This is a genomic window from Cupriavidus sp. 05T42 (assembly GCF_056396345.1).
This window is the reverse complement of the sequence record NZ_JBFTLH010000020.1, coordinates 42,612-54,989: the sequence shown is the minus strand read 5'-3', so window position 1 is coordinate 54,989 and position 12,378 is coordinate 42,612. Positions and strand designations below refer to the sequence as shown.

Here is a 12,378-nt window from a genome sequence, read left to right as displayed (position 1 = left end):
GTCAGATTCACTTCAGATCGACACCGCGTGGGCGCGGTTGCCGAGGGCGCGCACCACGCTGAACACGGTCAGCGCGGACGTCTTGGGATTGGCCGCGAGCGGCTTGCCGCGCATGGTCAGCTCGAAGCCGCCAAACGCGCCGCGTGCTTCCACGTGGTGGACGTTTTCCTCCGCGTGCGGGTCGGCCAGCAGCTTGACCGACGTGCGGTCCAGGCCGAGCCCGGCCAGCGAGACCGTGGCGGCCACGTTGGCGTTCTTCGGATAGAGCCGCGCGGCGTCGCGCGCGGTGCCTTCGAAGATCACCGTGGCTTCGGTCAGGGCGTCGAGGTCGAACAGGTCGGCCGCCGGCGTGCCGGCCCAGGCGCGGGCCGGCTTGCGGCCGGTGTAGATGACTTCGTCCAGACCGCCCACGCGGGCGGCAGCCAGCGCGTCGATGGCGCCGATGGCGCCCGACAGGAGCTGCACCTGCGTGTTGCCACGGCGGGCTGCCGCCTCCAGGCGCTCGGCCATGCCCGGCTCGGACAGCGCGCCGACTGACACCACCATGCACGGAATGCCACGCTCCAGCGCCGGCACGATATGTTCCTCCAGCGCGCGATGGCCCGCGCACTCCACGAGCAGGTCCGGGCGACGGTCGCCATCGGCCAGCCCGGTGGCCACGCGCACATTGGGCGCCAGCGCCGACAGCGCGCCGCGTGCCGCGTCCATCGTGCCCGCCGGCACGATCACGACGTCGAACACGACATCCGGATCCGACTTCAGCAGTTCCAGCACGCCGCGGCCAATCGCCCCGCAACCCACCATGGACACATGCAGCATGGGCGTTCTCCTGGTTGGCTTAAGCCGCCGCCGCAGCGGCTGCTGCCGCCGGGGTCGATACGGGGCTGGAAGTCGGGCTTGCAATCGGCTGCTGCTTGTTGACCGGCGGGCCGGCGAACACGGTCTTGAAGCTGCCGATGGACAGCATGTCGATTTCCAGCAGGAACGGGCCCGGCTCGACCGTGGCCTCTTCCAGCGCCGCGCCGATGTCGGCGAGGTTGCTCACACGGCGGTGACGCAGCGCGAGCGACTTCGAGAGCTGGGCGTAGTCCGGCGTGTGCAGGTCCACGTAGTGGCGGCGACCGCCGTACTGCGCGTCCTGGATGTTCTTGATCACGCCGTAGCCCTTGTCGTTCATCAGCACGATGACCATGTCGGCACGCTCCTGCACCGCCGTGGCGAGTTCGCCCAGGTTCAGGATGAACCCGCCATCGCCGGCCAGCGTGAAGGTCTTCTTGCCCGAAGCCGTGGCCGCCGCGCCGATGGCGGCGCCGATGCCCATGGCCAGGCCCTGGCCGATACCGCCGCCGAGCGCGTGCACGCCGGCGCGGGAATCGAAAATCTGCAGGTGACGGTTGCCCCAGGTGCTGTTGGACACCGTGACGTCGCGCACCCAGTTGAAGTTGCGGCCCACCGCCTGCTGGAGCGCCTGCACCAGCGCGCTGTACGGGCCGAGGCCGTCCACCAGCGCGCCCACGGCCACGTCGTGGGCACGGCGCAGGTCGGCGGCGAAACTGGCGTCCACTTTCAGGCGGCCTTCAAGCCGATCGGCGAGGCCATCCAGCGCCAGGGCGGCGTCGCCGCTGACGAAGTGGTCGCTCTGGTAGCAGCGACCTTCCGAGGCCGGATCGGCGTCGATACGCAGCAGCGGGCGCGGCAGCTTCAGCTCGTACTTCAGGGTTTCATTGCCGCGCAGGCGCGAGCCGACCACCAGCATCGCATCGCACGTCTGGTAGAAGGTTTCGATGGGCTTGTGGAGGTTGTAGGCGCCCAGCGAGCGCGGATCGTCCTCCGCCACGATGCCGCGACCCTGCGTGGAGGTGACCACGCCAAACCCCATGTCCAGCAGGCGCTTGACCTGCTGGCTGGCGTGGCGCGCGCCGCCGCCGAGCCACAGCATCGGCCGGCGGGCCTTGGCGAGTTGGTCGGCCAGCGCGTCGAGCGCATGGGCCGAGGGCTGGTGCTGCGGCACCGGCAGCGGTTGCAGGTCGGCCGGCATAGGGATCAGCGCGGCCTGGATGTCGATGGGGATTTCCACGCTGACCGGGCCGGTCGGCGCCGTCAGCGCGGTCTGCACGGCCAGCTTGATGGTCGAGAGCGCGGTGTCGGCGCTGCGGATGCGGAAGGCGGMCTTCGACACGGCCTTCAGCATGGTGAGCTGGTCCGGGGCCTCGTGGATATAGGCGAGGCTCTGGTCCAGGTACGGCGTTTCGATCTGGCCGGTGATGTGGAGCATCGGCGTGCCGGCCGTCAGGGCCTCGACCATCGCGCCGGCGGCATTGCCCGCCGCCGTGCCCGTGCTGGTCAGGCACACGCCCAGGCCACCCGTGGTGCGGGCGTAGGCATCGGCCATATTGGTGCCGCCCGCTTCGCCGCGCGCCGGCACGAAGCGGATCTTGCCGCGCTCGCCCATCGCGTCGAGGATGGGCATGTTGTGGATCGAAATCACGCCGAAGGCAGCCTTGACGCCGCACTGTTCGAGGAAGGCCGCGATGGCGCAGCCCACGGTGACTTGTTGTTGTTCGTTACGCATGACGGGAGAGTCCTCCGGAAATATCGATGTGGCTGCCCGTGGTGTACGAAGACAACGGCGAGGCAAGGAACAGGATGGCGCGCGCGGCTTCCTGCGGCAGGCCGAGACGGCCCAGTTGGATGTTCTTCTGGCGGGCCAGACGCGCGGTCCACGCGGTCCAGTCCAGGTGGCGGTCTTCCTCCGGGCGCGCGTCGAAGCGGCGGCGCCACTGGCCGGACTCGACGAGCCCGATCAGGATGCCGTTCACGCGCACGCCGCGCGGCGCGAATTCGGTGGCCAGCGAGCGCACGAGGTTGTGCACGCCGGCGCGCGCCGCCGAGGTGGCGACCATGTGCGGCTCCGGCTGGGTAGCCAGCAGCGAGTTMACGCAGACCACGGCGCCCTGCCCCGACTGCTCGAGTTGCGGCAGGAAGGCGCGGGTCGGGTGGATCACGGAGAAGAACTTCAGTTGCAGCTCCTCCATCCAGGCGGCGTCCTCGGTGCTGGCGAAGGTCGACACGCGGCCCTGGCCGGCGTTGTTGACCAGCATGTCCACCGGGCCGAGTTCGCGCGCCACGTCGGCGGCGAAGGCGTTGACCTGCGCAGCCTGCAGCACGTCGCACTGGGCCGCGTAGAGGCGGCAGCCGGTGAAACGCGCGCGCAGCGAGGCCTCGGCCTGGCGCAGGCGCCGTTCGTCACGGCCGCACATGGCCACGGCGGCGCCGGCTTCCAGCAACAGTTCGACGGTCGCCAGCCCGATGCCGGAGGACCCGCCGGTCACGACGGCCACTTTGCCGTCGAGTTGAATCATGGACATCGTCCTCACTCCCCTCTTTTGCTCATTCCCGATGTAAAGACACGACCTTGCCGTGCCCGTTGGCGCGATGCGGCCGGTAGTCCAGCAGCCGCGACAGCTCGCGCGCGGACGCCCTCACCCGTTCCACCATCAGCCCGAGCTGCTCCGGGTCGATGCGCGACGCCGGGATCGTGGCGCCCAGCGCGGCGGTGACCTTGCCGGTGCGGTCGCGCACCGGCGCGGCGATGGTGGAGATGCTGGCTTCGAAGAAGCCTTCGTGCAGCACGTAGCCGCGCGAGCGGTCTTGCTGCACCATCTCGAACAGCGCGTCCACGGTGCGTGGCGTGCTGTCCGAGTAGATCTGCAACTGCGGCTCCGGATAGATCTCGCGTAGCTGCGCCAGCGAGAGGTCTTCCAGCAGCACGCGCCCCAGCACGGTCGCATGCACCGGCAGGCGCGTGCCCACGTTGACATTGCTGGCGAACGGGCGCGACGCCGCCGACTTGGCGACGTAGACCACCGAGCGGCCATCGCGCACCACGAGGTTGCACGGGTACTCGATTTCATCGCGCAGCTTGTTCAGCAGCGGCGCGCCCAGTTCGGTCAGCTCCAGCGAGGCCAGGTAGTCGAAGCCGAGCCGGAGCACGGCCAGGCCCAGCCGGTATTCGCGGCCGCCGTCGGCACGCTCCACGTAGCCCGTGGCTTCCAGCGTCGCCAGCAGGCGGAACACCGTGGAGCGGGGCACGTCGAGCCGGCGCGCGAGGTCGGCCGCCGACAGCACGCGGTCACGCGCGCTGAACTCGGCCAGCAGGCGCAGGCCACGCTCCAGGCCGGGCACGATGTACCGGTCCTGGATCTCGGCGGGCAGTGGTTGGGTGCTCATGGCGGATGGCTGGATGGATCGACGATCGGCGCGGTTCAGCGCTTGACCTGGGTGAGCGGATGCTCGGGCGGGTACGTCGGCGTGATCGGCTTCTTGGCGCCGAGCATCACGCACATCAGCGCGTCTTCGTCGCCGATGTTGATTTCCTCGCGGTACACGCCCGGCGGCACCGACACGAGGTCGCGGTCGGTCAGGATGGTCTCGAAGCGCTCGCCGTCCTTCTCCAGGACCAGCTTGATCTTGCCGCGCAGGATGAAGAAGACCTCTTCCACATCGGTGTGCAGGTGCGACGGGCCTTCGTGGCCGGCCGGGATGATCATCGTGGAGAACGTGAAATGCTCCGACGGCACCGTGTTGGTGTCCGCGGCCACGCCGGTGCCGCCCGTACCGAGGTAGCGCATCTGGGCGCGGCGGTACTTCGGGTCGTAGTCGGCCTGGAACTTCAGGGCATCCCAGTCGTACCGGCGGGTGGAGAAGCGCGCCACGCGGCTTTCCATCCACTGGTCGAACGAGGCGTCGGCAGGTTGCTCCCAGCTACGCTTGATGTTTTCCTGTTGGGACATATCGCTCATTGGATCGGGTTCCTTGGTTTCAGTGCATGACAAAGCCGCCGTTCACGGCCAGGGTCTGGCCGGTGACGAAGCGGGAGAGGTCGGACAGCGCGAACAGCACGGCGCCGCAGACATCGTCGGGGACTTGCTCGCGCTGGAGCGCGCGCTGGTTGCGGTACAGGTCGTGGCGGTGCTGCGGCACGTATTCGGTGGCTTCCACCAGCGTGAGGCCCGGCGCCACGGCGTTGACCGTGACCTGCGCATCGCCCAGTTCACGGGCCAGCGAGCGGGTCATGCCGATGATGGCGCTCTTGCTGGCCACGTAGGCCAGCAGGTTGGGCGCGCCCCACAGCGGGGTGTCCGAGGCCAGGTTGACCACGGCGCCCCGGCCGCTGGCGCGCAGCGCGGGCGTGCAGGCGGCGGTCATCAGCCAGGTGCCGCGCACGTTCACGTTCATCACGCGGTCCCAGGTGGCCACGTCCAGCGCGGTCAGGTCCCGGCCGCCGGAATCGGTGACCGCGCCGTTGTTGACCAGGCCGTCGAGGCCGCCGAGGGCCTCTGCGGCGGCGGCGGCGCAGGCCTGCACCGAGGCCGGGTCGTTCAGGTCCAGCGTCAGCGGCACCACGTTGAAGCCGCGCGCCTGCAAGGCGGCGGCCGATTCCTGCACGCGGTCCGCGAGGATGTCGGCCATCGCCACGGCGCCGCCGGCTTCGGCAATCGCGGTGGCGAAGGCCAGCCCGAGGCCGCGCGCGGCGCCGGTGACCAGCACCTTGCGCCCTGCCAGCAGGTTGGCGGTTGCGGCGTCACGCATGGCTGGGGACTCCGCCTGCCGGTTGCAGCATCGCCACCGGTTCGTTGGCCACTTCGGCATCGGCGCGGCGCTTCAGCAAGCGGCGCACGCGGGTGATGCCGGCGTCGTGCTGGTACAGCATCTCGTGGTCGCGCGCGTTCGGCGCCATCGACTCCAGCACCACGCGGTCTTGCTCGAGGACGTCCCAGTGCAGCCCTTCCAGGCGGTTGCGATACAGGAAGCGCCACACGTCKCGCTCCCAGCCCTGCACGTGGCGGGTGCGCCAGAAGAACACCAGGCAGTGATCCTCGTCCACCGGCGTGGCCATGCCGACGATGCCGAACGGGCCGCCGGGGCCGACCTTGTCGCGGTAGGGGATGGACAGGCGCAGCCACAGCGTGCCGGTCTCGCCGAATTCCACCCAGTCGAAGTTCACGCCGCGCTGGCCGGTCTTCTCGAAGATCAGGCCGCTCTCGGTCTCGCGGATCTGCATGACGGCCGACTTCTCGCCGCTGGCCATCGAGTGCGAGACGGCGTGCAGGTAGGCGCCGTGCATCGGGTCCATGACGTTGTCGATCGCGTAGCGGTAGTTGCAGTCCCAGTGGGCCACGCAGAGGAAGTTGGTGTGTTCGTCGCTGACCAGTTCCTCGGGCAGGCGCAGGGCATCGGCTTCGGCCGGGGCGCTGTCGCCGAACCACAGGAAGATCGCGCCGGCCTGCTCCTGCACCGGGTAGCTGCGCACGCAGGTGCGGCCTTCCAGCGGGCAGCTCTCCACGGCCGGCACGCTCTTGACCTGGCCGTCGCCGCCCACTTCCACGCCGTGGTACCAGCAGGCCACGCGGTCGCCGAGGTTCCAGCCCATCGACAGACGCGCGCCACGGTGCGGGCAGCGGTCTTCCAGTGCGTGCAGCGCGCCGGCGTTATCACGCCACACGACGATGTTCTGGCCCAGGCGGGTGATGCCGATGGGCGCGTGGGTGACCTGCCACGACGCCGCCACCGGATACCAGTAGTTGCGCAGGCCGCTGTTCAGACGCGCCTCGGCACGTGCTTGCTTGTTCGATTCCATGTCTTGTCTCGCTGGGGTTCCGGCGTCAGGCGCCCAGGCGGCGCATTTCGGCGAGGAAGGCTTCCTCGGTCCACGGCTGGCCATCGGCGGCCAGGAAATTCGTGCGGTTGAGCGCGCGGACGATGTCGCCGGGGTTCTTGGCGCCGCCCTCGAAGGCCGCCTCCAGCGCATCGGCGAGCGCGTTCTCGTACGCGGTGGGGGCCGCCGCACGGGTCTGCCAGACGATGTTGGCCACCTTGCCCGGCTGCTCGATATGGCCCTTGCCCGCTACGTTGTTCGGCGCGGGGCGCTCCCACGGCACCAGGTTCGGGTTGTACGAGAGGCTTTCCATTGCGCTTTGCTCCATGGCTGGCTTTGTTGGGGACGGCGGGTTCAACCGCGCTCGCGTTCTCAGGCTCGCTTTGTTTTACCTATGAAACACTAGTTTAAATATTGAACACAGGTACGACTATAGACAACGACGCTTCAAAAATTGACTGGGGTTAACCCCGTGAAGCGCCGGTTCGTGGCGGAGAAGTGCTGAAACCCTCGCCTTAATCGTGCAGCGTGGCGCGAATCCGTTGGGCGACGGCCCGGGGCTGCTCGATGTAGCAGGCGTGGCCGGCGTCGGCGATCAGGTGGAACGGGAACTGGCATCGCCCGGCCAGCGCGGACGAGGCGGCGGGCGTGGTCACCACGTCCTGCGCGCCGCAGCCGACATCCACGGGGCGGGAGGCATCGGCAAGGTATTCATCGATGTCATCGCCACAGAGCAATGCGACCGCCTGGCGGTAGCCGTCCGGATGCAGGCGGCGCATATTCCAGCGCACCCAGGCTTGGGCATCGGGCGTGGCAGCCGGGCTGAGCAGACGGGTGGGGCCGCGCTGGGCGAGACCATCGACGCCGAGGGTGTCGAGCGCTTCGAGGCGCTGGGCCGAGACCTCGCGCGACTTGGCCTCATTACCCGGCGCGCCATAGCCGAGTGCGGGACTCAATAGAAGGAAGCTGGCCGGTTGCATGTCCGGCGCGGCCTGGGCGGCGTAGCCGGCGGCCATCAGCGCGCCGAGCGAATGGCCGACGATCAGGTCCGGGCGGACCTGGAGAGCGGCCAGCAGTTGCTCGAGCCGCGCGGCGTAGTCGCGGGCCGTGGGGGCGGGCATCGGCAATGGGGTGGAATCGCCGTAACCTGGCGCATCCCAGGCAATCACCCGCGCGCCGGCGGCGAGCAGGCTCGCGCAGGGCAGCCAGGATGCCGCGCCGGAACTGATGCCGTGCAGCAACACGATCACCGGACCATGCGCGCCACCGACGCGGCAGGACACGCGTGTGCCTTGCGCATCGACCATCACGGTACGCGCGGCGAAATGGTTGTCCAACGCCGCCAGCAGGTCGGCGCCCGGTTCAAGTGCTCGATGGGGCGCGTTTTGTTCCATATGTGAAACCTGTATTTATAAATAAAACTCCTCGACTATAGGCCGGGTTCCGGGAGGGGTGGGATCAGGGTAAACAAGTAGAAAAAATCCACGTCTGAAGCGCCGCCGCCACGCGCAGTCCGGACGGCCTCGGCATGCCCCGCAACGGGGCATCGTCAGATTTCACCCGAAAGCGGCTTGCTGCCTCGGTTTGCCGAGCGAGGACTGACTTCGCCCGCCCGGCCACTTTCGCAAAGGCGGTGCGCTGCCCTGGAAGCCGCGCACCACAACGATTCCAGGCCTTTGTGGTATCCGCGCCATGCCACGGCGTCGCCATGTCGCCTCACTAGGGTTCCCCCTGATCTACGCCGCAGGCTCTCCTGTCTATATTTCGCTGAACGTTTCCTATGTAGTTCATTGTTTTACTAATGAAACGCAAAGACGGATCGGTCCCCCAACATGCCCCGGCCGGACGGAAACGCAGACGAGCCCACGAAAACTAGAGAAGGAAACGGTAGATGAAGATCGGAAAGTACGCGGCAGGCCTGCTGGCCGCAGCGCCCCTGCTGGCCTCGGCGCAATCGTCCGTCACACTGTATGGCGTGGTGGACACCGGCGTCGAGTTCGTCAACAACGTCGGCGCGGCCGGCAACAGCGTGGCCCGCATGAATACGCTGACCGGCACCGTGCCGTCCCGCTGGGGCCTGCGCGGCACCGAGGATCTCGGCGGCGGCCTGAAGAGCGTCTTCGTGCTGGAGTCCGGCTTCGCGCCGGATTCCGGCACCGCCAACCAGGGCGGGCGCCTGTTCGGGCGCCAGGCGCTGGTCGGCCTGAGCGGCAAGTGGGGCCAGGTCTCCTTCGGCCGCCAGTACACCATGCTGTTCTGGGCCGTGCTCGATCCGGACATCCTCGGGCCGAACGCGTTCGGCTCCGGTTCGCTGGACAGCTACATCCCGAACACCCGCGCCGACAACGCCATCGCGTACAAGGGCACCTTCGGCGGCCTGACCGTGGGCGGCACGTACAGCTTCGGCCGCGACGTGGCCAACGCCGGTCCGAGCCCGGCCGGCACGAACTGCGCCGGCGAGAATCCGGCCGACAAGTCGCAGTGCCGCGAGTGGTCCGCCATGATCGGCTGGGACCAGAAGACCTGGGGCATTACCGCCGCGTATGACTCGCAGCGCGGTGGCCCGGGCGCCTTCGCCGGCCTGACCAGCAGCAGCCTCCGTGACGACCGCGCCTCGCTGGCTGGCTACGTGTTGCTCGATCGCACCAAGATCGGCGCCGGCGTGATCCGCCGCGAGAACCAGGGCAGCGCCACGCCGATCTCGGCGCTGTACTACATCGGCGCCGCATACGACATCACGCCCGCGTTCACGCTGGCCGGCCAGGTCTACTATCTGAACTACAACAGCAGTGATAACAAGTCGATGCTGTACGCCATCCGCGGCATGTACAACTTCAGCAAGCGCACGGCCGTGTATGCGACCGCCGGCTTTATCAACAACGACGGCAACCTGACGTTGTCCGTCAGCGGCGCGCAGGCCGGCGCCAACACGAAGCCGGGCGGCCAGCAGTTTGGCGCCATGCTCGGCATCAAGCACATCTTCTAAGAACGGCGGACGCACGCGGCGCCGGGCAGCGTGTCCTCTGCCTTGCGCGCCGCTCGCCACAAGCCCGATGGGAAATCCGGCACAGCACCGTTTCCCCGACTCCTTCGCGCCGCCATGCCCCCGCATCGGGCGCGAACCCTGACAAGAGGTGTTTCGACCATGAAGACTGTCCGCCGCAACGTTCTCGCCGCCATGGGTGCGGCCTTCGGCGCCGCTGCCCTGCTCGCCGCCCTGCCCGCGATGGCCCAGGGCGGCTACCCCAACAAGCCGATCACCATCGTGGTGGCCTACCCCGCCGGCGGCGACGTGGACGTGCTCGCCCGCCTGATGGCCGACAAGCTCGGCGCGCGGCTGAAGCAATCGGTAGTGGTGGAGAACCGCACCGGCGCCGCCGGCACCATCGGCAGCGCCTACGTGGCGCGCGCCGCCGCCGACGGCTACACGCTGCTGATGGCGCCCAACACGTTGTCGATCGCCCCGCTGGTGTTGAAGTCCGGCACCGGCGCCACCTACGACGTGCAGAACGACTTCACGCCGATTGCGCAGCTCGGCACGCAATCGCTGTTCGTGGTGGTGGCCAAGACCACCGGCATCACCAAGATGAGCGACCTCGTGGCGCGCGCCAAGGCCGGCAAGCTGGAGACGTACGCCACGCCGGGCAATGGCTCGCCGATGCACATCATGGGCGAGATGTTCAACAAGTCGGCCAGCGTGAAGATCGCGCAGGTGCCGTACCGGGGCACGGCGCCGGCCATCGTCGACGTGCTGGGCGGGCAGGTGCCGATGACCTACGTCACCTACGGCGCCGTGGCGCAGTACGTCGGCAACGGCAGCCTGGTGCCGCTGGCCGTGGCCGACACCAAGCGCTCCCCCTTCGCGCCGAACGTGCCGACGCTGGGCGAGCTGGGCTACAAGGACGTGGAGATTGGCGCGTGGCAGGCGATGCTGGGCCCGAAGAATCTGCCGCCGGAAATCGTCCGCACGCTGAACGGCCATGTGAACGAGATCCTCAAGCAGCCCGACGTCATCGCCAGGATGGCGACCATCGCCGTCACACCAGTCGGCGGCGAGCCCGCCGTGCTCCAGAAGCTGATTGCGGCGGACACCGCGCGCTACACCAAACTCGTGAAGGAATTCAATATCCAGGCCGATTAGACGTCTGAATCTTGAAGGTGCCGGCGCCGAAAACACCGGTAGTACTGGCCACCCCGGCATTGCTGCCGGGGTTTTTTTGTTTCTGGTGGAGTTGGTGATGGATCCATACCCTGGACACCGCAAACGCCAGCATGACGCAAACGATGCCAATTGCGAACGCCCGGAGCATCGCCCATTTGTGCGGGCGACGCCGGACGAGCGCGATGAAGAAGACAAGCAGACCCACGATAAGCAATGCGGCGACTGCCAGCGCGGCCATCGCAAGGTAGGCCGCAGCCGGACCGGTATAGCGGTCCCCGGGCTTGAAAGGGGTCAGCACCAGCGCCACGACGTAGGCCACGCCCACGATGGCAAGAAGCCACGCGATGACGTTCATGGTGCGCAGCAACCTTGATCCCGGCGTCATCGTAGGCCTTCCGATGCGAGACGCTTCGCAAGGCCTTCCCACCGACGTGGACTGTCTTTCACGGCGTGCGCGTAATAGAAGTGTCCCTCTCCCTTTCCATCCAGCATCTGTTTGCCAAGAATGGGCGCCATGGCAACAAGTTCGACCCAGGACATTCCGGCATAGATCGGATCCCCAAACTCCCGCAGATCAATCGTCACAACCTTGCCTATGCGGGGGTGCGTCTGTAGATCGGATAGGAAATCCTCGTCGATCGGGGATCCGATCAGGACAAGATGGTCGATCACGTGGCCTGCGCGTGCATAGGACCAGGCAGTTTGCGCGGCTAGCAAGGAGCCGTAGCTATATCCGATCAAGTTGAACTGCGGGGCCTCCGGTGACATGCCTTTCGTGATCGTCCACTCACTGTCATCACGATAGCGCACGACGAGACCAGCCCGGAGGGCATCCAGGATTTGTCCAGCCTCCTTGTAGTCCTCGTTCAGCCCGTGGTTTGCCGAGTTCGTCAGTCCCATGAAACAGTGCTCGATCCCCGCCTTCCGGAACGCCTCCAGCTGCGGCCGCACGTAGTCTCCGTCGAGCCCAGCTCCGCCCCAGTACAACGTCCCGCGCGGCCGCAGAAGGTATTCCTTCGTCGACGGTTTTTCCGCAGCCAAGTGCGTTACACCGGGATTCGGCGTGGCGGCTACCGCGGCTTCCTCCTCCTGCTCTGGCGACCGGTCTACTTCGATCGAAAAGATATGCTGCGACGGCAGCACGCGCGGGTGCTCCTTGCACTTGCAGAACACGCGCGCCCCCGAAACCAKAATCTGCTTCCCATGCAGCGAGTATCTTGGATCGCAGTCGTTGTACACCGGCCCGCCGACCTTGCACGCCGGGCAGGTCGCATGGTCGCCTTCCACGCCAACATTGACGCCGTGGTGAATCGTGTACGTGTTGAGCGCGATCAGCACGCCACCTGTCGTGGTGGCGTTCCCGTTCAACAGTGCGTAGCGTATATCCCGCATGATCCTTCCTCCTTATAGAGACGATGGCTGGCACCTTCGMTCCATTCGAGGAAGAAATCTTTGGCGCAAATCAAGGAAGGGATGCGGCGAGATCCGCCGCTTTCGGAGGGATCCGGAGGGGAATAGGAAGGTTCTGACCGGCTCGGAAATGAAGCGGGGCGGGAGC

At 67.4% G+C, this 12,378-nt stretch carries 13 protein-coding genes; 2 read left to right on the top strand and 11 right to left on the bottom strand.

Annotated elements, in window-relative coordinates:
- Positions 1-12 precede the first annotated feature (12 nt).
- The 9 genes from AC1EJR_RS22375 to AC1EJR_RS22335 form a co-directional block, all read right to left on the bottom strand.
- Positions 13-819 (bottom strand): aspartate dehydrogenase, encoded by an 807-nt coding sequence (locus AC1EJR_RS22375; protein ID WP_092293435.1) that lies wholly within the window; start codon positions 817-819, stop codon positions 13-15.
- 19 nt (positions 820-838) lie between these two features.
- Positions 839-2,572, bottom strand: a complete 1,734-nt coding sequence (locus tag AC1EJR_RS22370) for a thiamine pyrophosphate-binding protein (protein WP_477147561.1) — start codon at positions 2,570-2,572, stop codon at positions 839-841.
- Entirely contained in the window at positions 2,565-3,368 is an 804-nt protein-coding gene (locus tag AC1EJR_RS22365) for an SDR family oxidoreductase (RefSeq protein ID WP_092293439.1), read from the bottom strand. The genes AC1EJR_RS22370 and AC1EJR_RS22365 overlap by 8 nt, the downstream gene beginning before the upstream one ends.
- A gap of 22 nt (positions 3,369-3,390) precedes the next feature.
- The gene (locus tag AC1EJR_RS22360) at positions 3,391-4,230 is read right to left on the bottom strand and encodes an IclR family transcriptional regulator (RefSeq protein WP_092293441.1); all 840 of its coding nucleotides are present in this window, start codon (positions 4,228-4,230) and stop codon (positions 3,391-3,393) included.
- Positions 4,231-4,265: 35 nt separating this feature from the next.
- Positions 4,266-4,802, bottom strand: coding sequence for a cupin domain-containing protein (locus AC1EJR_RS22355; RefSeq protein WP_092293443.1), 537 nt, complete (start codon positions 4,800-4,802; stop codon positions 4,266-4,268).
- Between the two features lie 19 nt (positions 4,803-4,821).
- On the bottom strand, positions 4,822-5,592 hold the full coding sequence (locus AC1EJR_RS22350; protein WP_477108576.1) for an SDR family oxidoreductase: 771 nt from the start codon (positions 5,590-5,592) through the stop codon (positions 4,822-4,824).
- Positions 5,585-6,640 carry an aromatic ring-hydroxylating dioxygenase subunit alpha gene (locus AC1EJR_RS22345; RefSeq protein WP_454758013.1) on the bottom strand — a complete coding sequence of 352 codons (1,056 nt, stop codon included), beginning with the start codon at positions 6,638-6,640 and terminating at the stop codon, positions 5,585-5,587. Before AC1EJR_RS22345 ends, AC1EJR_RS22350 begins: the two co-directional genes overlap by 8 nt.
- A 25-nt stretch (positions 6,641-6,665) precedes the next feature.
- Positions 6,666-6,986, bottom strand: a complete 321-nt coding sequence (locus AC1EJR_RS22340) for a recombinase-like helix-turn-helix domain-containing protein (protein WP_092293449.1) — start codon at positions 6,984-6,986, stop codon at positions 6,666-6,668.
- 187 nt (positions 6,987-7,173) lie between these two features.
- A complete protein-coding gene (locus tag AC1EJR_RS22335) occupies positions 7,174-8,052 on the bottom strand; it encodes an alpha/beta fold hydrolase (RefSeq protein ID WP_441645290.1) in 879 nt (292 codons plus the stop codon).
- A 497-nt stretch (positions 8,053-8,549) separates the two neighbouring features.
- Between AC1EJR_RS22335 and AC1EJR_RS22330 the strand changes: the two genes are divergently transcribed.
- The gene (locus AC1EJR_RS22330; RefSeq protein ID WP_092293453.1) at positions 8,550-9,644 is read left to right on the top strand and encodes a porin; all 1,095 of its coding nucleotides are present in this window, start codon (positions 8,550-8,552) and stop codon (positions 9,642-9,644) included.
- Between the two features lie 159 nt (positions 9,645-9,803).
- Positions 9,804-10,799 (top strand): Bug family tripartite tricarboxylate transporter substrate binding protein, encoded by a 996-nt coding sequence (locus tag AC1EJR_RS22325; RefSeq protein ID WP_092293455.1) that lies wholly within the window; start codon positions 9,804-9,806, stop codon positions 10,797-10,799.
- On the opposite strand, the gene AC1EJR_RS22320 is transcribed toward AC1EJR_RS22325, so the two are convergent.
- Positions 10,780-11,175 carry a hypothetical protein gene (locus AC1EJR_RS22320; protein WP_441593653.1) on the bottom strand — a complete coding sequence of 132 codons (396 nt, stop codon included), beginning with the start codon at positions 11,173-11,175 and terminating at the stop codon, positions 10,780-10,782. The two genes, AC1EJR_RS22325 and AC1EJR_RS22320, sit on opposite strands and share 20 nt — an antisense overlap.
- Before the next feature lie 26 nt (positions 11,176-11,201).
- Entirely contained in the window at positions 11,202-12,212 is a 1,011-nt protein-coding gene (locus AC1EJR_RS22315) for a PAAR domain-containing protein (protein WP_477147560.1), read from the bottom strand.
- Between the last annotated feature and the right edge of the window lie 166 nt (positions 12,213-12,378).